The sequence below is a fragment of the Vicinamibacterales bacterium genome, assembly GCA_036496585.1.
Classification (GTDB): domain Bacteria; phylum Acidobacteriota; class Vicinamibacteria; order Vicinamibacterales; family 2-12-FULL-66-21; genus JAICSD01.
In genome coordinates, this window is sequence record DASXLB010000071.1 from 19,346 (window position 1) to 42,861 (window position 23,516).

Annotated in this window: 18 protein-coding genes; 14 read left to right on the forward strand and 4 right to left on the reverse strand. The window is 68.3% G+C overall.

All coding sequences use genetic code 11. From position 1 onward, the window contains the following. Nucleotides 1-7: 7 nt before the first annotated feature. From VGI12_20145 to VGI12_20170, 6 genes are all read left to right on the forward strand, one after another. Nucleotides 8-2,053 (forward strand): aconitase family protein, encoded by a 2,046-nt coding sequence (locus VGI12_20145; GenBank protein ID HEY2434991.1) that lies wholly within the window; start codon nt 8-10, stop codon nt 2,051-2,053. A 32-nt stretch (nt 2,054-2,085) separates the two neighbouring features. Beyond that, nucleotides 2,086-2,607: a signal peptidase II gene (locus VGI12_20150; protein HEY2434992.1), complete on the forward strand. Its 522-nt coding sequence runs from the start codon at nt 2,086-2,088 to the stop codon at nt 2,605-2,607. A 10-nt stretch (nt 2,608-2,617) separates the two neighbouring features. Beyond that, the gene (locus VGI12_20155) at nt 2,618-3,319 is read left to right on the forward strand and encodes a TerC family protein (protein HEY2434993.1); all 702 of its coding nucleotides are present in this window, start codon (nt 2,618-2,620) and stop codon (nt 3,317-3,319) included. Nucleotides 3,320-3,366: 47 nt separating this feature from the next. Beyond that, on the forward strand, nt 3,367-3,966 hold the full coding sequence (locus VGI12_20160) for a YceI family protein (GenBank protein HEY2434994.1): 600 nt from the start codon (nt 3,367-3,369) through the stop codon (nt 3,964-3,966). A gap of 1 nt (nt 3,967) precedes the next feature. Further along, complete coding sequence (locus VGI12_20165) at nt 3,968-4,687, forward strand: DUF1223 domain-containing protein (protein ID HEY2434995.1); 720 nt, start codon at nt 3,968-3,970, stop codon at nt 4,685-4,687. A gap of 77 nt (nt 4,688-4,764) precedes the next feature. After that, nucleotides 4,765-5,685 (forward strand): ChaN family lipoprotein, encoded by a 921-nt coding sequence (locus VGI12_20170; GenBank protein ID HEY2434996.1) that lies wholly within the window; start codon nt 4,765-4,767, stop codon nt 5,683-5,685. A gap of 25 nt (nt 5,686-5,710) precedes the next feature. On the opposite strand, the gene VGI12_20175 is transcribed toward VGI12_20170, so the two are convergent. Further along, a complete protein-coding gene (locus VGI12_20175) occupies nt 5,711-7,096 on the reverse strand; it encodes a M20/M25/M40 family metallo-hydrolase (protein HEY2434997.1) in 1,386 nt (461 codons plus the stop codon). 118 nt (nt 7,097-7,214) lie between these two features. Between VGI12_20175 and VGI12_20180 the strand changes: the two genes are divergently transcribed. Next, complete coding sequence (locus VGI12_20180; protein HEY2434998.1) at nt 7,215-7,766, forward strand: hypothetical protein; 552 nt, start codon at nt 7,215-7,217, stop codon at nt 7,764-7,766. Nucleotides 7,767-7,781: 15 nt separating this feature from the next. Here the strand turns inward: VGI12_20180 and VGI12_20185 are convergent, their stop codons facing one another. Next, complete coding sequence (locus VGI12_20185) at nt 7,782-8,816, reverse strand: putative zinc-binding metallopeptidase (GenBank protein HEY2434999.1); 1,035 nt, start codon at nt 8,814-8,816, stop codon at nt 7,782-7,784. Nucleotides 8,817-9,006: 190 nt separating this feature from the next. Here VGI12_20185 and VGI12_20190 point away from each other — a divergent pair, with 190 nt between their 5' ends. Then, a complete protein-coding gene (locus VGI12_20190) occupies nt 9,007-10,938 on the forward strand; it encodes an ABC transporter ATP-binding protein (protein ID HEY2435000.1) in 1,932 nt (643 codons plus the stop codon). A 28-nt stretch (nt 10,939-10,966) separates the two neighbouring features. On the opposite strand, the gene VGI12_20195 is transcribed toward VGI12_20190, so the two are convergent. Then, on the reverse strand, nt 10,967-13,894 hold the full coding sequence (locus VGI12_20195) for an AAA family ATPase (protein HEY2435001.1): 2,928 nt from the start codon (nt 13,892-13,894) through the stop codon (nt 10,967-10,969). Nucleotides 13,895-14,075: 181 nt separating this feature from the next. Between VGI12_20195 and VGI12_20200 the strand changes: the two genes are divergently transcribed. The 4 genes from VGI12_20200 (at nt 14,076) to VGI12_20215 (ending at nt 20,271) form a co-directional block, all read left to right on the forward strand. Next, the gene (locus tag VGI12_20200) at nt 14,076-14,723 is read left to right on the forward strand and encodes a hypothetical protein (GenBank protein ID HEY2435002.1); all 648 of its coding nucleotides are present in this window, start codon (nt 14,076-14,078) and stop codon (nt 14,721-14,723) included. A 116-nt stretch (nt 14,724-14,839) separates the two neighbouring features. Then, nucleotides 14,840-16,510, forward strand: a complete 1,671-nt coding sequence (gene ettA, locus VGI12_20205) for an energy-dependent translational throttle protein EttA (protein HEY2435003.1) — start codon at nt 14,840-14,842, stop codon at nt 16,508-16,510. A 256-nt stretch (nt 16,511-16,766) separates the two neighbouring features. After that, the gene (locus tag VGI12_20210; GenBank protein HEY2435004.1) at nt 16,767-17,321 is read left to right on the forward strand and encodes a type II secretion system protein; all 555 of its coding nucleotides are present in this window, start codon (nt 16,767-16,769) and stop codon (nt 17,319-17,321) included. Nucleotides 17,322-17,373: 52 nt separating this feature from the next. Beyond that, on the forward strand, nt 17,374-20,271 hold the full coding sequence (locus VGI12_20215) for a M14 metallopeptidase family protein (GenBank protein ID HEY2435005.1): 2,898 nt from the start codon (nt 17,374-17,376) through the stop codon (nt 20,269-20,271). Between the two features lie 86 nt (nt 20,272-20,357). On the opposite strand, the gene VGI12_20220 is transcribed toward VGI12_20215, so the two are convergent. Next, nucleotides 20,358-20,750 (reverse strand): hypothetical protein, encoded by a 393-nt coding sequence (locus VGI12_20220; protein HEY2435006.1) that lies wholly within the window; start codon nt 20,748-20,750, stop codon nt 20,358-20,360. Nucleotides 20,751-20,826: 76 nt separating this feature from the next. Here VGI12_20220 and VGI12_20225 point away from each other — a divergent pair, with 76 nt between their 5' ends. Further along, nucleotides 20,827-21,093 carry a hypothetical protein gene (locus VGI12_20225; protein ID HEY2435007.1) on the forward strand — a complete coding sequence of 89 codons (267 nt, stop codon included), beginning with the start codon at nt 20,827-20,829 and terminating at the stop codon, nt 21,091-21,093. Further along, the gene (locus tag VGI12_20230; GenBank protein ID HEY2435008.1) at nt 21,090-23,513 is read left to right on the forward strand and encodes a hypothetical protein; all 2,424 of its coding nucleotides are present in this window, start codon (nt 21,090-21,092) and stop codon (nt 23,511-23,513) included. The genes VGI12_20225 and VGI12_20230 overlap by 4 nt, the downstream gene beginning before the upstream one ends. Nucleotides 23,514-23,516 lie beyond the last annotated feature (3 nt).

The following is a 23,516-nucleotide window of genomic DNA, read 5'->3' on the forward strand; positions in this document are numbered from 1 at the left end:
TCGGGGAATGCACAGGATTGAAGCGGCACGGCTCAAGCCGGGCGTATCGGTCCCGAAGACGCCCGATCACGGCGGCGAGGCTGCCAGCGGGGGGGCCGACCGCCTGCTCCGCGGGCGCGCGCTGATTTTCTGGGACCCCCGGTCGCCTTCGCCCAGGAAGCTCGATGCCATCGACACCGATCAGATCACGCCGGCGGCCGATTGCGTCTCAGAGAGCCTCGCGACGCTCGACGAGCGGTGGAAAGCGGGATCCTTCCGCCATCTGATGCCGGACTTCCGCGCGCGCGTCCACCGCGGCGAGACGTTCGTGATCGCGGGCGATCGATTTGCCATCGGCTCGTCGCGCGAGATGAGTCCGGCCGGTCTGAAGGGGGTCGCCGAGGAGGCCGGCCTGGAGATGGTCGTCGTCTGCGGCCACAACATGGGCGACATCTTCCGGCGCAATGCCTTCAACCTCGGTCTGCACGTCGTGCAGAGTCCCGAGGCGGTGGCCGACGCGCGGGACGGCGACGAGTTCACCTTCGACACGGCGACGCGCCGGCTGACCAACGTCAGCCAGGGGCGCTCGTACGATCCGGTCCCGCTCTCGCCCAAGGAAGAGGAGATCCGCCGCGGCGGCGGCATCTTCGCGGTCGGCCGCCGCGAGTTCGCCGGCTCGATCGAAACGGCGCCGTCGCTCGACTGGGCGGACCCGGAGTCGGCGCGCGGCCTGACGACGACCGAGCAGATCGTGTTCGCGCACCGGGTGGACAAGCGCCTCCGCGCCGCCGATCTCCAGCCGGGGACGACGCTGCGCGTCTACGCCGATCTGCTGCCGGCGTCCGACGGCACCGCCCCGTTTGCGATTCACACGTTCAACCAGATCACCGGCGGCAACACGATTTTCCCGCGCCAGGCGGCGATCGCCAACGATCACTTCGTGTTCACCGGCAGCGCCGCCGACGACAAGCAGACCTCGATCGGGCGGCAGTTCGCCGCTGCGCAGGCGATGGAGAAGCCGTACTACGCGACACCCGGCGACGGCATCTTCCACTTCTATTTCCCCGAACAGGGCCTGGTGATGCCGGGGCAGTTCATCCCCGGCGCCGACTCGCACAGCCGCGCCTACGGTGCCTACGGCGCGGTCGGCATCGGCGTCGGCTCGACGACGCTCGGCTTCGGCTGGGCGACAGGCTACGTCTACGTCACGCTCGCCAGGGCGCGGCGCGTGGTCTTCTCCGGCACGCTGCAGCCGTGGGTCAGTGGCAAGGACATCGTGCTCGAGCTGCTGCGCCGCTGGGGCGCCAAGCAGTCGGAGGGTATGTCGGTGGAGCTCGTCGACCCCGCGCGGCAGCTGCCGATCGCCTATCGCAACACGATCGCGAACATGATGGCGGAGGCCGAGGCGCTGAACGGGATCTTCGCGCCCGACGAGACGACCTACGCCTGGTATCGCGCCAAGGGCGTCACCGAGCTTCCGTATCCGCGGATCGCGCCGGGTGCGGCGGCGCGCTACGCGATCGACGAGACGTTGAGCCTGTCGGACGTGCGGCCGATGATCGCCAAGCCATTCAGTCCGGGCAACGCCTTTCCGGCCGAGGAGGTGGCGCGTGAGCGGATCACCTTCGACAAGGCGATGATCGGCTCGTGCACCAACGGCGGCTACGACGACCTGCTGCAGGCGGCGCTCGTGCTGCGCGCGGCGCGGGGCAAGGGCATCAGGACGGTCGATCGCGAGTTGAGGATCTTCCCGGGATCGGGCGGCGTCGCGCGCCAGATCGAGCAGCCCGACGCGCGATTGGACGGAGAATCGATTGCGGCGGTCTTCCGCGCGGTGGGCGGCGAGATCCGCCAGTCGTGGTGCGGTCCCTGCTTCGGGCAGGGCCCGGACGCGTTGACCGCCGGCCAGCGCGCCATCACCTCCTTCAACCGCAACTGGCAGAACCGCATGGGGTTCGGTGGCGAAGGCTATCTCGCAAGCCCCGCCGTCGTGGCAGCGTCCGCGCTCGCTGGCTACATGGCACCGCCGTCGGAGTTGGGCCTCGTCTGGGATCCCGAGCGCTTCGGCGTGTAGGGGGTTCCTTCGTGCGTGCCATACTCGAACCGATGGTTGAGCTATTCCGCCGGACCTTGACGCCGATGCTGCTTGTCGCCGTGCTGGCGGCGACCGTCGGCTGCGATCGGGTCACCAAGCGGATCGCCGTCGAGAACCTGGCCGGGGCGGCGGACCTGACGTTTCTCGGGGGCACGCTCCGCGTCGTCTACGCCGAGAACACCGGCGGGTTCCTGAGTCTGGGCTCGGACCTCCCGCCGCGGTGGCGGACTGGCGTATTCGTCGGCGCCACCGGCGCCCTGCTCGTCGCGGGGCTGATCGGGCTCGTCCGCGCGCGCGGCAACCGCCTCTATCTGCTCGGCGCCACGCTCTTTCTCGCCGGCGGCGTGTCCAACTGGATCGATCGGCTGGCCCATGGCAAAGTGGTCGACTTCCTCAGCGTCGGCGTCGGTCCGCTGCGGACCGGCGTGTTCAACGTGGCCGACGTCGCGATTCTGACTGGCCTGGCAGTGGTCCTGCTGACCGAGTTCCAACGGCCCGCCTCGGGTCCCCGGCACGTGACCGATCCGGCGTAAGCGCATCGACATGACAGCCGAAACCCTGGTCGCCCTCGCCACGCTCACGTTCCTCGAGATCGTGCTGGGCGTCGACAACATCATCTTCATTTCCATCCTGTCGTCCCGGCTGCCTGCCGCGCGCCAGGCGTCGGCCCGGCGGCTCGGGCTGCTGCTGGCGATGGGGACCCGGATCCTCCTCCTGTTCTCCCTCTCCTGGGTGGTCAAGCTGACCGCGCCGTGGGTGACGATTGCCGGGCAGGCGCTGTCCGGCCGTGATCTGATCCTGATACTGGGAGGGCTCTTTCTGCTGTTCAAGAGCACGCACGAGATCCATGCACGCCTCGAGGGGGACGTCGACGCCGGGGCAGGCGCACGAGCGGTGTCGTTCGGTTACGTGCTGACCCAGATCGCGCTGCTCGACATCGTCTTCTCCCTCGATTCGGTGATCACAGCGGTCGGCATGGTCGACGAATTGTGGGTGATGGTGGTCGCGGTGGTCGTCTCGGTGCTGATCATGCTGGTCGCGGCGGGGCCGATCAGCACGTTCGTCAACCGCCACCCGACCGTGAAGATTCTGGCCTTGAGCTTCCTGCTGTTGATCGGGCTGTCGCTCCTGCTCGAAGGCTTCGATCAGCACATTCCCAAGGGCTACATCTATTTTGCGATGGGGTTCTCGGTGTTCGTCGAGATGATCAACCTGCGGATCCGGGTGAAACGCCCGGGCGTGTGACCGTGTCGCATCGAATGACGGAGACAGACACGAGGAGAGATTCACCGATGCGGAGATTGACGATGGTGCTCGCGGCCGTGGCGGCGCTGAGCGTGCCGGCGCTGGCCCGCACTCAGGCGCCAGGATCCTGGACGATCGACACCAACCACAGCGCCGCCGGCTTCAGTGTCCGGCATCTATTGATGTCGACCGTGCGGGGCACGCTTGGGCCGGTGAAAGGGACCATCGAGTACGACGGCACGTCGATTCAAAGCATCAAGGCCGACGTGTCGATCGACGTCAACGGAATCGACACCGGCAGTCAGGCGCGCGACCGCGATCTGCGATCGGCGGACGGCCTGTTCGAGACCTCGAAATTCCCGACCGCCACCTTCAAGTCGACCCGCGTCATCGCCGGGACCGCCGGCGCGTTCAAGCTGGTCGGTCTCCTCACCATTCACGGCGTGACGAAGGAAGTGACGCTCGACGTCGAAGGCCCCTCGCCGGCGATCAAGCAAGGCCCCGCGCTGCGGATCGGCGCCAGCGCGACCACCACCATCAATCGCAAGGACTTCGGGCTGTCCTACAACATGATGGTCGAAGCGGCGCCGGCCGTCAGCGACGAGGTCAAGATCACGATCGACGTGGAAGCCACCAGGCGGGGGTGAGATGGGGAGAGTGCTCGTCTTCGCCGTGCTGTTTGCGCTGGCTCCGTCGGCTCAGGCCGATCCGGCGCGCGTCCCTGTCGTGGTGGAGCTGTTCACCTCAGAGGGATGCTCGAGCTGTCCGCCGGCCGACGCCGTGCTCAGCCGGCTCGCGCGTGAGCAGCCCGTCGCCGGGGCGCAGATCATCCCTCTCGGCATGCACGTCACCTACTGGGATCAGCTTGGCTGGAAGGATCCGGCATCGCTCGGCGACGCGACCGCGCGCCAGCAGGGGTACGGCCGCATCTTCGGCGAGGACCGCGTCTACACGCCGCAAGCGGTGGTCGACGGCCGCGACGAGCTCGTGGGCAGCGACGGCGCCGGCCTGATGCGCACGATCGCCCGGGCCGCGCAGCGCCCGCACGCCGCCGTCGCGTTGTCGGCCCGTCTGGAAGGGGACGCCATCGTCGCGCACGCCGACGTCACGGGTGTGCCGCCCGAGGTGAAGGAATCGCTACAGACACTGTTCCTGCTGACCGAGGACGGACTCGCGTCGACGGTCACCCGCGGCGAGAACGGCGGCCGGACGCTGCACCACGACGCCGTCGTGCGGCGGATGTCCAGCGCCGCGAGGTTTGCGTCGATCCCGGCCGGCTGGCAGCGCGATCGGCTGCACGTCGTCGCCCTCGTCCAGGAAGCACGATCCCGGAGGATCGTCGGCGCCGCGTCCGTCCCGATCTCGTAGAGGAGCCGACGGCATCCCCGGAGCGTCTTCAGCAGGCCGGCGTTGACAGCGTGTCGCAGCCGGCGAACAATTCCAGCATGCTCCCTTGCGCGTTCGCCGCGCTCGTATCCGCTCTGGTCCAGCCGGCGCCGACGCCGCCGGCGGCGCTCCTCTCGTACGTGCCCCAGCGCGTCTACGACACGCAGCAGAAGGGGTTTGGCGACTTCGAGAGCATGCTGGCCGATCTCGCCCGTGCCGACGTCGTCTTCGTCGGCGAACAGCACGACGATGCGAACACGCATCGGCTGGAGCTGGCCATCCTCGAGGGGCTGATCCGGCGGCGCGTGCCGCTCGTGATCGCCATGGAGATGTTCGAGCGGGACGTGCAGCCGGTGCTCGACCGCTACCTGGCCGGGTCGATCACCGAGGAGCAGTTTCTCGAAGGCGCCCGTCCGTGGCCGCGGTATCAGACCGACTACCGGCCGATCGTCGAGTTCGCGCGCGCGCATCACCTCCCGATCGTGGCCTCGGACGTGCCGCGCCACATCGCGACCGACGTGTCGCGCAGCGGTCTCGGTGTCGTCGACGCGCTCGGCGCCGAGCGTCCGTTCGCGGCGCGCGAGCTGTCGTGCCCGACGGCCGGGACGTACTACGAGCGCTTCCTCGAGGCGATGGGCGGTCATCCGTCCGCCGGCGATCCCCAGGCCGCCGATCTCCGGCTGAAGAACGATCGCTTCTACTTCGCGCAGTGCCTGAAGGACGAGACGATGGGAGAGTCGATCGCCAGCGCGTTCGAGCAGCACGCCTCGACGCACGCGACGATCGTCCACGTCAACGGCGCGTTTCACAGTGACTATGCCGAGGGTACCGCCGCCGCGGCGCGGCGGCGCCTGCCGGGCCGCCGCATCGCCATCGTCAGCGTCGTCCCGGTGGACGATCTCGATCGCGAGCGTCCGGATGCCGACGGCCTCACCCGCGCCGACTACCTGCTCTACACGGTCAAGAACCCCGGTTCGTGATCGGCGGCCCGTCCGGCCGGCGTGCTCAGCGCAGGCGCTCGGGCATCTCCGCGATCACGTAGGTCATCACCGCGACTGCGGCCGCCGAACGAGACACGTCGAGCGGATCGATCTTGTCGATCGTGTCCGCCGGCGTGTGATGGATGAGGAAGTAGTTGCCGTCCACTTCGAGCGACAGCGACGGGATGCCGGCCTGCTGCACGCTCGGCTCGATGTCGGAGCCGCCGCCTGCCGCGCCGATCGAATCGGCGTGCATCGCCGCCAGCAGCGTGGCGATTTCGCGCAGGGTCGCGCGCGCCCGTTCGCTGCCCGTGAAGCCGAAGCCGAGCGGCCGGAACACGCCGCCGTCGGATTCGAGCATCGCGACGTGGTTGGGGAGCTCGGCGGCGTGCTGATCGCGGTAGGCGTTGCCGCCGCGCGTGCCGTTCTCCTCGTTGGTCCAGAGCACGACGCGGACGGTGCGGCGCGGACGCAGATTCAGCTTCTTCATCATGCGCAGCGCTTCCCAAGTGACCACGCAGCCGCCGCCATCGTCGGTCGAGCCCGTGCCGACGTCCCACGAATCGAAGTGGCCGCCGATCGTGACGATTTCGTCCGGCCGCTCGCGCCCGCGCAGCTCGCCGATTACGTTGAACGAATCGGCGTCGGGAAGGAAGTGCGCCTCCATGAGCAGTTTCAGGCGGACTGTCGTGCCGCGGTCGACGATCCGCTGCAGGCGGGCGGTGTCCTCGACGGTGAGGGCGGCGGCAGGGATTTGCGGCTGCCCGGCGGCGTAGGTGAGCGTTCCGGTGTGCGGCGTGCGCAGGCCGGCCGGCCCGACGGCCCGGACGAGCGCCGCAACCGCGCCGAGCGCCCCGGCCCGTGACGGGCCGGTGGTGCGGAACCGCACCGTCTCGCCGTAGTTGGTGAAGGGCACGTTGAAGAGGACGATCTTCCCTTTGACACGGCCGGCAGCGGCGTCGAGCTCTTCGAAGCTGTGCACGATCAGCAGTTCGGCGTCCATCCCGTTTGCCGGCGTGCCGACGCTGTTGCCGAGGCCAAGGATGACGAGCGGCTGCGGAATCGGGCCGGCGATCTCCAGGCTCTCGTGACCGCGCACCCAGTGCGGCACCTTCACCGGCTCGGTGTGGACGTTCTCGAGTCCGTCCTTCTGCATCTCTTCGACCGCCCACGTGATCGCCGCCTCGAGATTGGGCGAGCCGCTGAGCCGGTTGCCGAACGTGTCGCCGAGCAGCGCGAGCCGCTGCCACGCGAAGTCCGACGACAGCGCCTCGCCGGTGAGCCGGCTGGCCGCGTCGCGGTAGGGATCGAGCCATGCGGGCGCGAGGTGGGCCGGCGTGTCGGTGGCGGGCGGCGGAAATTGGGCCAGGGTGAGCAGGACAGCGAGCGAACACGCGCGGAGCATCGGCATGCGGCATTGTAGAACGTCGGCTCCGCTCCGCCGCGAGACCAGACGCCGGCGTGCGGCGGCAGTGCGATAATGTCCCGCGCGGGAACCGATGCGATGACCGGCGCGTAGGGGAACTGAGATGGACTGGATCCTGCGCCGGCTGCGCCCTCGCGACCGTCCGCCGATCGTCTGCTATCTGCGCGAGAACGGCCCGATTGCCTACCAGGGAGCGCTCTTCGCCCGCGATCCGCGCGAGCCGGCGGAGGCGATGCTCGCCACCGGGCTCACCTGGTGCTGGAAGGCGACGAGCGGCGACGTCGTCGTCCGCGACTGGACCGAGCTCTCGCGATGGTCGATGGCGGCGCTGCTTGGCGATCTCGCCCCATCCGACAGTCGGCCCGGGCGCGTGCTGGCGGTGGCGATCGAGCCGCAGGATTCCGCCGATCCGATCACCGACGCGCGCGCCGCAGTCTGGATGCGCGCGTTCAATAACGCGGCCGCGGCGCCGCTGCACGCGGTGGTGTGGCACGATGGCGGACCCGCCGACCTGCTGTTCGTCGCGCAGCAGCCGCCCGACGCCATCCGCGTGCTGCTGCACGCGTGCCGCATCGATCGCGACCGGGCCGTCCGCCGCGCCTACGCGCGGCTGGGCGGCCAGGGGCTCGAGACGCTGATCGGGTCGATCAAATAGAACGCGTCCTGCCGATCACAACGCGACGCGGTGGCGGCCGCTGTGCAGATAGTTCATCGTCTGCACCGTCAGCATCACCAGGAAGTCGGCCTTGGTCCTGTCTTCGGGCTGCGTGAGGCGCAGATTCAGCTCGTTGGCCCGCCGGAGCATGGCCTCGAGCACCTGATCGATCGTGTACTGATACTCGCCGGTCCAGCTCGCGACCATCCGGCGTACGTCGCGGCGCACGCGGGCGATGAAACGCGCCGCCTTCATGTTCGTCTGGTAGGCCGGATCGTCGGAGAACAGCCGGCGGAGATCACGATCGTAGAAATCGGGATGCGCCAGGCCGTAGTGCCGCCGCTTGCGATCGTAGTGCTGGCGCAGCGTCTTGCGGATGGACGGCAGCGGATCGACGCGGCGATGGGTGCGCACGAGCATCGGCTTGCCATCGATCTCGCGCAGCAGCGTGTCGAGGTACTCGAGCTTCTTGAGCGCCGGCCAGCCCGTGTAGCGGTCGCGCCAGTCCGGTTGCGAGAGCCACACCGCGAACGTCTCGGCGAAGTCCTCGTCGGGATGGCTCTGCGCGTACCAGCTGTCGAGATGCAGCACGAAACTCTTGGAGTAGGGCTTGGGATCGTAGAACTGCGGATAGGCCTTGTACGAAGGGCCGAACACCTGCTGCCGGCGCCGGCGGCGTCGAAGGTGGTAGCCGTTGTCGATCGCGTGTCCGGCTTCGTGGCGCAGGATGCGGAGGCACCATTCCGGCGTTCCTCCCTCCACCTCGAGCATATAGGTCCGCTCGAGGCGCTCGAGACGCGGGTGGGCCAGGTAGAAGGGAATGGCGACGCCGGGGACGCCGTCGGGCGAGAACCACTCGTCCGAGAGCCAGAAGTACGGACGGAATGTGGCGAGCCCGCGGCCGTCGAGTTCCTGCTGGAGCGTCGCGATGCGTTCGGCCAGCACACTCGTTTCGATCGCCAGGCCGAGCTGACACATTCGGAGGTCCAGCAGCCGCTCATCGGGCCACTCGGCCCACTCCTCGGGCGGCAGAACCCGGTCCTTTGGCATCTCTCCAGTCTAGACTCATCCCAGGAGCCGTCGCCCCAGGGGGACGACCCCGACCCGCTCTCTCGCTCGCCGCTCGCGTGACTCGTGCGCTGCTGTAATCGCTAGCCACCGCTCAGTGATAGTCTGGACTCAACCTTTCAATCTCCACATTTCCACATCTCAACATTTCCACATTTCCACATATTCCCTGATGCTACCTGGAAGAGGCCATGGCGGCGGCATGCGAGGCGGTGGCCGCGAGGGCGCCGGTCGCTCCGCGATCGCCGCTCGCGTCGACGACCCCGCCAAGAAGAAGAAGGTCGACTACGCCAATGCGTGGCAGGAAGCCCGCGTCCTCATCCTCGCGCGCAGCGGCCGGCTGACGCTCGGGCTGGGGCTGATGCTGATCAGCCGCATCGCCGGGCTCGTGCTGCCCGCCACCTCGAAGTACCTGATCGACGATGTGATCGGCAAGCGGGAGACGCAGCTGCTCGTGCCGCTCGCGCTGGTCGCCGGCGCGGCCACGCTGATCCAGGCGGTCACCTCGTTCGCGCTCTCGCAGGTCCTCGGCGTGGCTGCGCAGCGCGCCATCACCGACATGCGGCGGCGGGTCGAGGCGCACGTGGCGCGGCTGCCGATCGGCTATTTCGACTCGACCAAGGCGGGCGTGCTGATCTCGCGCATCATGACCGACGCCGAAGGCATCCGGAACCTCGTCGGCAACGGGCTCGTGCAGCTCGTGGGCAGCGTCGTGACCGCCGGGTTTGCGCTGGCCTACCTGATTTATCTCAACTGGCAGTTGACCTGCGCGAACATCGTGGCGCTTGCGGCGTTCGGCGCCGCCATGGCGACGGCGTTCAACCGGCTGAGGCCGCTCTTTCGCGAGCGCGGCAAGGTCAACGCCGAGGTCACCGGCCGGCTCAACGAAACGCTCGGCGGCATCCGCATCGTCAAGACCTACACCGCGGAGAAGCGCGAAGAGCTGGTCTTCACGCGCGGCGTCCATAAGCTGTTCCGCAACGTGGCGCAGTCGATCACCGGGGTGTCGGCGATCACCGCCTTCTCGACCGCGATCATCGGGATCATCGGGACGATCATCATCATCGTCGGCGGCCGCTCGATCCTGGCGGGACGGATGACGGTCGGCGAGCTGCTCAATTACATCCTGTTCACCGGACTGCTGGCCGCGCCGGTGGTCCAGATCGCGTCCATTGGCACGCAGATCAGCGAGGCGTTCGCCGGCCTCGATCGCATCCGCGAGCTGATGCAGATGGCGACCGAGGACGATCAGGATGCCGACAAGGAGGCGCTGGACGAGATCGCCGGCGAGGTGGCGTTCGAAGACGTCAGCTTCGAGTACAACGCGGGCGTGCCGGTACTGAAGCACGTCAATTTCCGCGCGCCGGCCGGCACGACCACCGCGCTGGTCGGGTCGAGCGGCTCGGGCAAGAGCACGCTGATCAGTCTGGTGATGGCGTTCAACCGTCCACTGAGCGGACGAATCCTGGTCGACGGCCGGGATCTGTCCGGGGTGCGGCTGCGCGACTACCGCGAGCAGCTCGGCGTCGTCCTTCAGGACAACTTCCTGTTCGACGGCACGATTGCCGACAACATCCGCTACGGCAAGCCCGACGCGACGAGCGACGAGATCCGGCGGGTCAGCCGCATCGCTCACGCCGACGAATTCATCGAGCAGTTCGATCAGCAGTACGACACGGTCGTCGGCGAACGCGGCGTCAAGTTGTCGGGGGGACAGCGTCAGCGCGTGTCGATCGCGCGCGCGATTCTCGCGGATCCGCGGATTCTGGTCCTCGACGAAGCGACCTCGAGCCTCGACAGCGAGAGCGAGGCGATGATCCAGGACGGCCTCAAGTCGCTGCGCCGCGGCCGCACCACGTTCGTCATCGCGCATCGCCTCTCGACGATCCGCAGCGCCGATCAGATCCTGGTGCTCGAGCACGGGGAGATCGTCGAGCGCGGCTCGCACGCGCAGTTGATGGCGCTCGGCGGGCGCTACCGCACGCTCTACGACAAGCAGTACTCGTTCGAGGCGGACCGCTTCATCAACGACGGCGAGGACTTTACGCCCGAGCCGGACGCCGACAAGATGCCGTCCACCTTGCGCCCGAACAACGCGCTCTGAACCGGCGCCGCGTCGCGGCCGGAACGGGTCAGCGGCCGGGCAGGCGAGGCCACCTCTCGGACAGGAACGCCGCGAATCCTAACCGCAGGGCCGGCCGGGTGAGCGCGTCGAGCATCCGCTGTCCGGTTCGCCGCGCCTCCTGCTCGACCGCGTCGCTGCCGTCAACTTCCAGGTGTACGATCAGGCACTCCAGGAGCACTGCTGGATCGCCCAGCGTGCGGGCGACCGCGGCGGCGTCGCGGGCGTCGGCGACGGCCTGGCGGGATCCGACGTGATGGAGCGCGCGGGCACGCGTGGCCAGACCAAGCGCTTCGTATTTCAGGCGATGCCGCGCCCGGCTCTGCTCGACGACATGCGTGGCGGCGCGAGCCGCGTGGCTCCAGGCGGCACGCGCCGCCGCCAGCTCCGCCCGGGCCTGCCAGAGACGGATGGCCCACTTCCAGGCATGCCATCCGCTGGCACGCTGCACGGCGCCGTCGGTCTCGGCGAGCAGCGATTCGGCGCGGCCGGGATCCTGCAGCCGGGCGAAGATGAGCAGCAAATCGATCCCGGCGCTCACCCTTGGCGGCTCGAACGCGACGCGGTGGGCCAGTTCCCGCGCTTCGAACGCGCGCGCCATCGCGCCGCGCAGATCGCCGACGCCGAGGAGCGGCGCCACCGAGACCGATGTCGCCCGGGCGAGCAGCGGCAGCGCGCCGCACCGCCGGCCGAAGCTGCGCGCCTCGTCCAGCACCGCGATCGCTTCCTCGTATCGGCCGAGGCCCGAAAGGCTCAGGCCCAGGTGCTGCAGCGCATACAGGAGAAACGCGGCGTCGTCTGATTCGCGCGCCGCCTCGACCGCCTGCCGCGCGTGATCCGCGGCCTCCGCGACACGGCCTGCCCAATACAGGATCAGGGGCACGCGGGCGAGGCCGAACGACCGGATGCCGCCGGCGCAGGCGAGCGCCCGCCGGTCGGTTTCGATGCCTCCCAGGACGTCACCGTCGGCCACCTGGGCGCTCGCCGTCCAGGCCAGCGCATCCGCCAGGAGATCGGCGCGGCCGAGGCCGTCGGCGATCAGATGCGCGTCCCGCGCATAGTCGCGAACCGCCGCGACGTCGGCGGCCCAGAAGGCCGTTTCGGCCAGGCGCACCAGCAATTCGCAGCGCCGCTCTGATTCCTGTGGATCCACCAGGCTCAATGCCGACTCGAACGCGCTTTTCGCCAGTCGCCAGTGTCCGGCCGCGAAAAGACTGCGACCCAGCTTCCGGTGCAGATCGACACGGTCGGCGTCACGGTGGCCGGTCCCAGGCGGAAGCAGGTCGAGCATGCGCAGCGCGGTCCCGTAGCAGCGCGCCGCTTCTTCGGGGGCGAGGGAGGCCGCAGCCCGGTCTCCGGCGCCGAGCGCGTAGTGGAGCGCCTTCTCCGGGCTTCGGTAGGACGCCGCCTGGCTGAAGTGATGCGCCAGTTCGGCGAGGGGCGCCGTCGCCGCGTCCGGGAACTGCCGCTCGAGCGTGAGCCCGATCCGATAGTGAAGCCTCACGCGGCGCGCCGCGGTGATGCCGCCGTAGAGCGTCTCGCGGATTAACGTATGCGCGAACGAAAAACTCCCGGGCGCGCCGGGCTCTTCGCCGATGAGGCCGGCAGCCACGGCTTCGTCCATGGCATCCAGCACGGCGTCCTCGCTGAAGTCTCCGAGTGCTTCGATCACCGACAACCGGAACTGCCGCCCGATCACGGCAGCGCGGGTGAGCAGCGTTTGCGTCGCGGCGCTCATCCGTCTCAGGCGGCGGCCGATCAGGGCTCGAACGCTTCCAGGGATCGAGAACTCGTCCGCGCCGACCGTCGCCTGCGCTCTCTCGAACCGCGCCAACCCTCCCGTTTCGTCGAGGTGCTGCAGCAGTTCCGTGACGAAGAGCGGGTTTCCCTCCGTGTGCTCCAGCACGAAGGCCGTCAGACGGGACGGCGGCTCGCGGCCGATCCGCGATTGAATCATCTGCGCGACGTGGACCTCCGCCAGCGGCTGCAGCGGGATGAGCGTGGCGGAGTGTTCGCGCCGCAGATCGTCGATCACCTCCCGCGATTGCGCCGCGGTGTCGGGGTCCGTGTCGCGGAACGTCAGGACGATACAGAGCGCGGCGTCGCGGGTGGAGCGGACGAGATGACGCAGGAACAGCTGCGAGCCGGGATCCGCCCAATGGACGTCTTCGAGCGCCAGGAGGATCGGTCCGCTGCGCGAGGTCGCGACGAGCAGCTCCGAACAGGCCTCGAGCATGCGGTACCGCCGGTGCTCCAGCGTGCCGGATGCGGGGCGTCGGCCGAGGTAAACCCGGCCCGCGATCTCCGGAATCATGTGCGCGAGATCGGCGGCCGCCTCGATGCCGCTCAAGCGGCGCTTCAGCGTCGCTGGCGGCGTCTCGCGCACGAGCCAGCGCAGGATCGCGACGAACGGCGCGAAGGGCTCCAGGGACTCTCGATCGCACCGCCCCACCAGGACCGTCGCGCGCTCGCCGACCGAGCGCGCGAACTCGAACGCCAGCCGCGTCTTGCCGATCCCCGGCTCGCCGCCGATCAACACGATCTGCTGCTGGCCCCCAGAGGCCAGGCGCCATGCGTCCCTGAGCAGGCCGGTCTCTGCCTCGCGTCCGGCGAACGCGATCGAGCCCGCGGGCGGCAGCCCCGACAGCTCTGGAGGTGGGGGCAGCCGCTCCGGGGCAGGCTGCGCTTCGGCGGTGGCCGGGGCGCGGGTTTCCATCTCGGTCGTGCGGCGGCTGTCGAACCAGGCGTCGACTTCGGTCGTGAAGGCGTGGATCGACCCGAGCTTGGCATGCACGTGGCGATGGACGGGCAAGCCTTCCTGCTTTTCCCACCGGCGCACAGTCGTGACGTGCCGCCCCAGGTACGCGGCGATCGCCTTCCAGGAGTCCAGCCGCGCGCCGGGCGAGGCCGCAGACGTCCCATCGGAATGTTCTTCCATCCGCCCTCCACCATTTCCCCGGCCGACAGGGCGGATTCTGCCACGGGTCGAGGCGGCTTCGCTCGGTCCGGACGCCGGTGAGCGACTTTGCTCCTCTTTGCTCGTTGCGGCCCACAAGTCACGGCGGTAGTGTCACGCCGGCACGTCGTCACCAGTCGAATCTGGGGCACAGGAGGGGTTGATGAAGCGCACGACATGGGCACTGATGGCAGGCGGCATCGCGCTGGCGATGTCGGTCGCGGTCAACGGAGCGGGCCGCGATCGACCCGACGATCGGCACGGGCCGTTCCCGCCGCAGCATTTCGTCGGGTTGATCAACGACTACACAGCCTCGGCGGCGGTCGTCGCCGGAGGTCCGTACGAAATGCGAGGCAGCTGGACGCTGTCGCTGGACGAGCGGAAGGGCACCGCCGACTTCTCGGCGGTCCTGAACATGGAGACGTCGGACTACGGAATCGTCCAGGGGACCGTCAACAAGGACGATCCGACGACCCGAGCCGCCCACACGCACCACATCAGCCTGACCGGCGGTGCGGTCAGTACCGATTGGGAATCGAACTGCCCGGCCTTCAGTCCGGCCGTGACCGGAGGATTCGTCGTCACCGGGACGGCGATCATTACGGGGAACGGGAGCCCGGCGCCATTTGGCAATCCGTCTCCGGTCACGCTCTGCGTGCTGGGTGGCGCGACCGTCACCTACTCCAATCTCACGATCAGCTTCGGCCTGCCCGCCTCGAAGCATTTCGGCGTCAAACCCGTTCACGGCGTCGTCACCAGGTGCAGCGGCCACGGGCGTGCCGTGTCGCACGAGTGCGCCATCGACCAATAGCGCCGGCCACCCACGCTGCCGGCGGCGTCAAGAGGGCGCCGCCGGCGACCTCGTCGCGCGCGCGGTGACTGTCAGGGTAAGATCGGATCGAGCAACCGTCACCTCTGATTCACCGCATGCCGCAATTCATCTACACCATGAAGGGGTTGGGGAAGGTCTATCCCCCCGACCATCACGTCCTCAAGGACATCTGGCTGTCGTTCCTGCCGGGCGCCAAGATCGGCGTGCTCGGGCTGAACGGCGCCGGCAAGAGCTCGCTCCTCAAGATCATGGCCGGCGAAGAGAAGAACTTCGTCGGCGAGGCGTGGCCCGCCGAGGGGATTAGCGTCGGCTTCCTCCACCAGGAGCCGCGGCTCGATGCGTCGAAGACCGTCCTCGGCAACGTCGAGGAGGGGGTTGCGCCGATCAAGGCGCTCCTGGCGCGCTACGACGAGCTGAACGCGAAGCTCGGCGAAGACCTGCCGCCGGAGGCGATGGACAAGGTCATCGACGAGCAGGCCAAGGTGCAGGACCGGATCGAGGCGGCGAATGCGTGGGACCTCGATTCGCGGCTCGAACTGGCGATGGACGCGCTGCGCCTGCCGCCGCCCGAGGCCGACGTGACCACCCTGTCGGGCGGCGAGCGCCGCCGTGTCGCGCTCTGCCGGCTGCTGCTCACTTCGCCCGATCTCCTGCTGCTCGACGAACCGACGAACCATCTCGACGCCGAGTCGGTCGGCTGGCTCGAGCGCTTCCTGAAGGACTACCCCGGCACCGTCGTCGCCGTCACGCACGATCGCTATTTCCTCGACAACGTCGCCGGCTGGATCCTCGAGCTCGATCGCGGACACGGAATCCCGTGGGAAGGCAACTACTCCTCATGGCTCGGGCAGAAGCAGAGCCGCCTCGCGCAGGAAGAGAAGACCGAGACGAAGCGCCAGAAGACGCTCGAACGCGAGCTCGAATGGATCCGGATGTCGCCGCGCGCCCGCCAGGCCAAGGGCAAGGCGCGTCTCAACGCCTACGAGGATCTGCTCCAGGAGGAAACCGCGAAGAAGATCGAGCAGATCGAGATCTTCATTCCGCCTGGCCCGCGGCTCGGCGACATCGTGGTCGAAGCCCGCGGACTGAAGAAGGGCTACGGCGACACGCTGCTGATGGACGACGTGAACTTCACCCTGCCGCGTGGCGGCATCGTCGGCGTGATCGGTCCCAACGGCGCCGGCAAGACGACGCTGTTCCGGATGATCACCGGCCAGGAGAAGCCGGACGCCGGAATCCTGCGCCTCGGCGATACGGTGCAGGTCGGCTACGTCGATCAGTCGCGCGAGCTCGATCCGGACAAGTCGGTGTTCGAGGAGATCACCGGCGGCGGCGACACGGTCGCGCTGGGGAAGCGGGAAGTGGCGTCGCGCGCCTACGTCTCGTGGTTCAACTTCAAGGGGGCCAACCAGCAGCGCAAAGTGGGCCAGCTGTCGGGCGGCGAGCGCAACCGGGTCCATCTGGCGAAGCTGCTCAAGGGTGGCGCCAACCTGCTGCTGCTGGACGAGCCGACCAACGACCTCGACGTCGATACGCTGCGCGCGCTCGAAGAGGCGCTGCTCAACTTCGCCGGCTGCGCGGTCGTCATCAGCCACGATCGCTGGTTCCTCGATCGCATCGCGACACACATGCTGGCGTTCGAAGGCGACAGCCGCGTCGAGTGGTTCGAGGGGAACTACCAGGACTACGAAGCCGACCGGCACCGCCGCTTCGGCGCCGACGCCGACCAGCCGCACCGTATCAAGTACCGCAAGCTGACCCGGTGATCCGCCCCGACGGCGACAGCCCGAGGACGGGGCCGTCTTTCGGGGATTCTCAGGCCCGGGACATCTCCCTTTCCGGAACGGCAAAGCGCTTGCAACTCAACCGGCTGGTTGCGCCGGTTCATGCCAATAAGTCATTGGCTTAACCATAGTTAGCGCGCAGCTCGCCGCGGTAATGAAAACGGCGGCGGTTCGCAGGGCCACTTTTCGAGTGTCGAAAAGTGGCAGGGTACCGAAAATTGTCCGAGGATTCGCGGTTATGGCTGTCATGAAAACGGCGTCACGTGGTGAATCCGGCTTCACGCTGATCGACCTGCTCTTCACGGCGTCCCTCATCTGCACGCTGTGCACGATGGCGCTGCCGTCGCTCTATCGCGCGCGCGGCGCCGCGCAGTCGGCGTCGGCCGTGTCGACGCTGCGTGTGGTCAACAGCGCGCAAATCAGTTTCGCGGTCGCCTGCGGATCAGGATTCTACTCACCCGATTTCCAGACGCTCGGCATCGCGCCCGTGGGCGCGGTGAACGCGTTCCTGCCGGCCGATCTGGCCACGGGGGCGTCGTTCCTGAAGCAGGGTTACACGTTCGGGATGACCGGTGCGGCGCTCGCCGGCGCACCGGCGACCTGCAACGGCCAGGCACCCGGCTATTCGGCGACCGGCTATGCCGTGTGGGCGGATCCGCTCGACCCGCAGGGGAATCCGTACTTCTACGGCAGCAACGCCGACGGCGCGATCTACCAGCACACCGCCACGTTCAACGGCATGATGCCGGAATCGGGCCGGCCGTCGATCGGCACGCCGCTCAAGACCAACTAGTTCACCACAAACGATCTGATAGTGTATCCACCACCATCGTGGAGGTGGATACATGTACGCCCGACGCCCGCGCGCGGTGGCGTTTGCCATCGCGCTGTTCACCGCCGCCGCCGCCGTTCCGGCCGCGCAGACCAAGGCTCCGGCCATCACCTCGCCGAAGCAGTTCTTCGGCTTCAACATCGGCGACGACTACCAGCTCGCCACCTACGACCAGTTCGTCGAGTACTGGCACCGGCTGGACAAAGAGTCGAACCGGATGCAGGTGTTCGAGATCGGCAAGACCGAGGAGGGGCGTCCGCAGCTGGCGGCGATCATCACGGCGCCGGAGAACTTCGCCAAGATTGATCGCTACAAGCAGATCTCGCAGCAACTGCACCGGGCCCGCGGCATCACCGAGGAGCAGGCGCGGGCGCTGGCCAAGGAAGGCAAGGCGGTCGTCTGGATCGACGGCGGCCTGCACGCGACCGAGGTGGTGGGCGCGCATCAGCTGATCGAGACCACTTACCAGCTGGTGAGCCGATCCGACGACGAAACGCTGCGCATCCTGCGCGACGTGATCATAATCGCCGTCCACGCCAATCCCGACGGCATGCAGATGGTGTCGAAGTGCTACATGCAGAGCGCCAACCCGCAGGATCGACGCACCTGCAGTCCGCGTCTCTACAACAAGTACGCGGGCCACGACGACAACCGCGACCTCTACATGTCGAACCTGAAGGAATCCCAGAACATGAACAAGTTGATGTACTGGGACTGGCTGCCGCAGATCATGTACAACCATCACCAGGCCGGCCCCGTCGGCACGGTGATCTTCACGCCGCCCTTCCGGGATCCCTTCAACTACAACTTCGATCCGATGGTGGTCACCGGCATCGACCTGGTGGCCGACGCCATGCACCACCGCTTCCTGCAGGAAGGCAAGCCCGGGTTCACGATGCGTTCGGGCTCGAGCTACTCGACCTGGTGGAACGGCGGCCTGCGCACGACCGCCTATTTCCAGAACATCATCGGCCTGCTCACCGAGATCATCGGCAACCCGACGCCGATGCAGATTCCGCCGACCGCCACCGAAATCCTGCCGCGCGCCGATCTGCCTGCGCCGATCGAGCCGCAGGAGTGGCACTTCCGCCAGTCGATCGACTATTCGGTCACGGCGAACTACGCCGTGCTCGATCTGGCGTCGCGCTACAAGGACCAGTTCCTCTACAACATCTACAAGATGGGTTCGAACCAGATCGATCGCGGCAGCCACGATCACTGGACGATCTCCAACGAGGACATGACGCGGCTGCAGGCGGCGATGAGCGCATCCGCCGGTGCGGCTGGTGCGCCTGGTGCGGCTGGCGCGGCCGCCGGCGGACGGGGCGGCCGTGGCGGACGGGGCGGGGCGGGCGGCGGGACCGGTGACGCTCCGGCTCCGGCGGATTTCGGAGGCCGCGGCGGGCGCGGCAATGCGCTCAGCCTGGCCACCTACAACCAGGTGCTGAAGGACCCGTCGCACCGCGACCCGCGCGTCTTCATCGTCCCTGCCGGCCAGACCGATTTCGCGACAGCGACGAAGTTCATCAACGCCCTGCGCTACATCGGCGTCGAGGTGCAGCAGGCGACGGCTCCGTTGAGCGTCGGCGGCAAGACGTATCCGGCCGGATCGTTCGTGGTCAAGGCGGCGCAGGCCGGCCGCGCGCACGTGCTCGACATGTTCGAGCCGCAGGATCACCCCAACGACATGGACGAGCGCGGCATCCCGCGGCGTCCGTACGACAACGCCGGCTGGACGCTCGCGTACCAGATGGGCGTCAAGTTCGATCGCGTGTTCGATGACGTGAGCGGCGCGTTCAAGGACGTCGACGGTCTGGCGGCGCCGATGCCGGGGAAGATCACCGGCGCCGCCACCGGCGGCTACCTGCTGTCGCCGGCGGTGAACGACTCGTTCACGATCGTCAACCGCGTCATGGCAGCCGGCGGCGACGCGTATCGGTTCGACAAGCCGGCGTCGCTCGGCGGGAAGTCGTATCCGGCGGGCACGTTCCTCGTCATGGCGAGTGCTGCGTCGACGCCGATCGTGCAGAAAGGCGTGCAGGAACTCGGCGTCAACGTGGACGCGACCGCGGCCGGCGTCCAGGGCCACAAGCTGACGCAGCCGCGAATCGCGCTCTGGGATACGGCGACCGGTTCGATGCCGTCCGGGTGGACGCGGTTCCTGCTCGAGCGCTTCGAGTTCCCGTTCACCGTGGTCTGCGGCGCCGGCTTCGACGACACCAGCCTGCGTGCGAAGTACGACGTCATCATCCTGCCCTCCGGCGCGTCAATGCGCGGCGGCGGCGGGCGCGGCGGTGGCGGCGGTGGCGACGAGCCGCCGCCAGCCTCCGGTGCGGTGAAGGATCCCGATCTGCGCAGCCTGTGCCAGGTCACGACCGGCAGCGGCGGTGGCGCGGGCGCCGAGGCCAACGTGAAGAAGTTCGTGCAGGACGGCGGCGTCCTCATCGGCGCCGGCACCGCGGCGCGCGGCGTGGCCGACCTGCTCGCGCTGCCGGTGTCCGACTATCTTGTCGAGCGGCAGCCGGGCCAGGAGGATCGTCCACTCAGCGCCGACAAGTTCTACGTACCCGGTTCGGTGCTCCGCGTGGCCGTCGACCCGACCGCGCCGTCGGCGGCGGGCGCCGAGGATCACATCGACGTCTTCTTCAACAACGATCCCGTCTTCCGTCTGTCGCCCGACGCACAAGCGCACGGGGTGCGGCCGGTGATGTGGTTCGACACCTCGGCGCCGCTGCGCAGCGGCTGGGCCTGGGGACAGAACTACCTGGATGGAGGCACCACCGCGCTCGAAGCCACGGTGGGGAAGGGGAAGGCGTTTGCGTTCGGACCGGAGATCACCTTCCGAGGACAGCCGCACGTGACGTTCCGCTTCCTCTTCAATGCGATCCTGGCGGGGACGAGAGAACAGTAAGCCGGAGGCAGGGGCGTTGGCAGTTGGCGGTCAACTGCTGACCGCCATCTGCCAACCGCGAACTGCCCACTGCCGACGGCGAACGGCTACTTTTTCTTCCGGCCGCCCTTCGAGCTCTTCGCTTTCGGTGCCTTCTTCGCTTTCTTCGCGCCTTTCGCGATTTTCTTTACCGCCGTCTTGCTCTTCTTCGTGGCGGATTTGGAGGCCCTGCGCGCCGCGACCTTGGCGGTCCGTTTGACCACCTTGGCGGCGCGTTTGACGACTTTCGCGGCCCGCTTGACAGTCCGCTTCACTGCGCGTGGCGCTGCCGCCGCCTTCCGCCCGCTGGCGGCCACCGCTTGCGCGACCGTCGACGCCGTCGACGTGGCGGAAGCGGTCGCCTGTTCGGCTGTGTTGACCGCCGTGCCTACCGCGTTTCCCACCAGCTCCGCCGATCGCGTCAGCAAATCGTCGGCGTGCGGATCCTTCTCGTCTGACATTAGGACCTCCGGAATCAGTTAGACGGGGGATGCTAGCAGATTTGGCGATTTCCTGATTTGATGATTTGGTGATCGAGTGCAGTTCGAATACGCTCCCGAGGCGCTCGCGATCCTGGCGGTGCATGGCCTGCAGCCCGATCCGTCGACGCCGCCCCGCATCGTCCGCAGCGCGCTCAACGACCTGTATCGGTACGAGATCCGACGGCTGAAGCGCCGGCTGCTCGCCGGGGAATTCCCGCGGGAGCGCTACCTCGCGCTGGTCATCGAGCTTCGGAAGCACTATTGGCTCCTGTCGGTGCCGGTGGAACGCTGGGTACGCACGAAAGAGAACCAGAAGGCATGAAGGACTTCGAGAAGCTGGGCGTCTTCTACCTTGGACGCCAGAGCGACGCCGCCGGCGCGACCTTGGGCGATCCCGTCCTGTACGACTCGCGCGACCTGCTTACGCACGCGCTCTGCGTCGGGATGACCGGCAGCGGCAAGACGGGGCTGTGCGTGTCGCTCATCGAGGAGGCGGCGATCGACGGCGTGCCGACGATCGCCATCGACCCGAAAGGGGACCTGTCGAACCTGCTCCTGACGTTCCCCGACCTCGCTCCCGCGGACTTCCGGCCCTGGATCGACGAAGACGAGGCGCGGCGCGCCGGACTGGACCTCGACACCTTTGCCGCGCAGCAGGCGGCCGCCTGGAAGAAAGGGCTGGCCGACTGGGGCGAGGATGGCGACCGGATCGCGCGTCTCCGCGCCGCCGCGGATTTCTCGGTCTACACCCCCGGCAGCGCGGCTGGCCGTCCGCTTTCGATCCTCTCGTCGCTGGCGCCTCCGACGGGCACGCTCGACTCCGAGGCGCTCGCCGACCGCGCGTCGACGGCGGCGTTGAGCGTGCTGGCGCTGGCGGGCGCCGAGGCAGAGCCGCGCGGACGCGAACACACGTTCCTGGCGACGTTGTTCGCCGAGAGCTGGAAGGCCGGGGTGACGCTCGACCTGGGGGCGCTCGTCGGGCGCGTCCAGAATCCGCCGTTCACGCGGATCGGCGTACTCGACCTCGAGTCGTTCTACCCCGCGAAGGACCGTTTCGGTCTGGCGGCGAAGCTCAATGCGGTGCTCGCTGCCCCCGGCTTCGAGCAATGGCTCGAGGGGGAGCCACTCGATCCTGGCCGGCTCCTCTTCGACGCCAAGGGCCGTCCGCGCGTGTCGATTATCTCGATTGCGCATCTGGACGACGATCGGCGGATGTTCGTCGTCTCGCTGCTCTTGAACGAGATCGTCGGCTGGATGCGGCGCCAGAGCGGGACCAGCAGCCTGCGGGCGATCGTCTACATGGACGAGATTGCCGGCTACTTTCCGCCGGTGTCGGCGCCGCCGTCGAAGGGGCCGCTGCTCACGCTGTTGAAGCAGGCGCGCGCCTTCGGGCTCGGTATCGTGCTGGCGACGCAGAACACGGTTGACCTCGACTACAAGGGGCTCGGCAACGCCGGCACGTGGTTCCTTGGAAGACTGCAGACCGAACGCGACAAGGCGCGCGTCCTGGACGGCTTGGAGGGAGCAGCCGCGGGCGCGTTCGATCGGAGTGAGGCCGACAGGACGCTCTCGTCGCTCGGGAAGCGGGTTTTCCTGCTCCACGACGTCCATGCCGGCGCGCCGGCGACGTTCATGAGCCGCTGGGCGCTCTCGTACCTGCGCGGCCCACTGTCGCGCGACCAGCTCCGCGCCCTGACGCCCCCCCGCGGCCCCGCCCCCGGGTCAGACCAGGGTCAAACCGGGGTCAAACCGGGGTCAGACGGGGGTCAGACCACCTTCGCCGCCGGTTCGCCTGACCGCGCCGCTTCCGCCGCCGCCGGAAATGCCCGTCCCGTACTCCAGCCCGGCATTGCCGAGTACTTCATTCCTGCAACCGGCGCGAATCCTCACTATCAACCGGTCGCGCTTGGGCTGGCGCAGATCACCTTCGTCGACGCCAAGCTCCGGATCAACCAGACGCGCGACGTCATCGCCGCTGTAGACATCGCCGACGGGGCGGTGCCGGTCGACTGGACCGCTGCCGAGGTCCTTCAACTCGCGGCGACCGACCTCGCCAAGGCGCCCGCAGACGGCGCCGTCTTCGATCCGCTCCCCACGCCGGCGGCCAACCCACGGAACTACGCCGGCTGGCAGAAGGCGTTCACGACCTGGCTGTCGAACGGCCAGCGGCTCGACCTGCTTCGGCACGCCGGACTGAACCTGACGGCGGCGCCCGATGAGTCCGAGCACGACTTCCGTGTGCGGATTGCCGGCGTGCAGCGCGAGAAGCGCGACGCCGAGGTCGACGCCGTCCGGCGCAAGTTCGCCGACGAGCGGGCGCGCCTCGAGGCCGGGCTGCAGCGTGCCCGGCAGGGGGTGGAGCGCGAGCAGGGCCAGGCGTCGCAGGCCAAGCTGCAGACGGCGGTGTCGTTCGGCGCGACCGTGCTGGGCGCGCTCCTCGGCAGAAAGACGCTCAGCTCGACCAATCTCGGCCGTGCCACGACCGCGGCCCGCGGCTTCGGACGCGCCTACAAGGAAAGCGAGGACGTCGGCCGCGCGCAACAGACCGTCGAGGCACAGCAGAAAGCGCTCGACGACCTCGACGCGCAGCTCACGCAGGAGACCAGCGCCATCGCCTTGCGCTACGACGCGGACGCCGGCACGCTCGACACGATTTCGGTAACCCCGAAGCGCGGCCAGATCGTCGTCCAGGGAGTCGCGCTCGGGTGGAGGCCGGGTCGCCGCGAGCTGGTGGTACGCTAGCCG

What these genes read in the sequence shown, in the direction of transcription:
- VGI12_20145 (HEY2434991.1), top strand. Translation starts at nt 8, where the DNA reads ATGCACAGGATTGAAGCGGCACGGCTCAAGCCGGGCGTATCGGTCCCG.
- VGI12_20150 (HEY2434992.1), top strand. Translation starts at nt 2,086, where the DNA reads ATGGTTGAGCTATTCCGCCGGACCTTGACGCCGATGCTGCTTGTCGCC.
- VGI12_20155 (HEY2434993.1), top strand. Translation starts at nt 2,618, where the DNA reads ATGACAGCCGAAACCCTGGTCGCCCTCGCCACGCTCACGTTCCTCGAG.
- VGI12_20160 (HEY2434994.1), top strand. Translation starts at nt 3,367, where the DNA reads ATGCGGAGATTGACGATGGTGCTCGCGGCCGTGGCGGCGCTGAGCGTG.
- VGI12_20165 (HEY2434995.1), top strand. Translation starts at nt 3,968, where the DNA reads ATGGGGAGAGTGCTCGTCTTCGCCGTGCTGTTTGCGCTGGCTCCGTCG.
- VGI12_20170 (HEY2434996.1), top strand. Translation starts at nt 4,765, where the DNA reads ATGCTCCCTTGCGCGTTCGCCGCGCTCGTATCCGCTCTGGTCCAGCCG.
- VGI12_20175 (HEY2434997.1), bottom strand. Translation starts at nt 7,096, where the DNA reads ATGCCGATGCTCCGCGCGTGTTCGCTCGCTGTCCTGCTCACCCTGGCC.
- VGI12_20180 (HEY2434998.1), top strand. Translation starts at nt 7,215, where the DNA reads ATGGACTGGATCCTGCGCCGGCTGCGCCCTCGCGACCGTCCGCCGATC.
- VGI12_20185 (HEY2434999.1), bottom strand. Translation starts at nt 8,816, where the DNA reads ATGCCAAAGGACCGGGTTCTGCCGCCCGAGGAGTGGGCCGAGTGGCCC.
- VGI12_20190 (HEY2435000.1), top strand. Translation starts at nt 9,007, where the DNA reads ATGCTACCTGGAAGAGGCCATGGCGGCGGCATGCGAGGCGGTGGCCGC.
- VGI12_20195 (HEY2435001.1), bottom strand. Translation starts at nt 13,894, where the DNA reads ATGGAAGAACATTCCGATGGGACGTCTGCGGCCTCGCCCGGCGCGCGG.
- VGI12_20200 (HEY2435002.1), top strand. Translation starts at nt 14,076, where the DNA reads ATGAAGCGCACGACATGGGCACTGATGGCAGGCGGCATCGCGCTGGCG.
- ettA (HEY2435003.1), top strand. Translation starts at nt 14,840, where the DNA reads ATGCCGCAATTCATCTACACCATGAAGGGGTTGGGGAAGGTCTATCCC.
- VGI12_20210 (HEY2435004.1), top strand. Translation starts at nt 16,767, where the DNA reads ATGGCTGTCATGAAAACGGCGTCACGTGGTGAATCCGGCTTCACGCTG.
- VGI12_20215 (HEY2435005.1), top strand. Translation starts at nt 17,374, where the DNA reads ATGTACGCCCGACGCCCGCGCGCGGTGGCGTTTGCCATCGCGCTGTTC.
- VGI12_20220 (HEY2435006.1), bottom strand. Translation starts at nt 20,750, where the DNA reads ATGTCAGACGAGAAGGATCCGCACGCCGACGATTTGCTGACGCGATCG.
- VGI12_20230 (HEY2435008.1), top strand. Translation starts at nt 21,090, where the DNA reads ATGAAGGACTTCGAGAAGCTGGGCGTCTTCTACCTTGGACGCCAGAGC.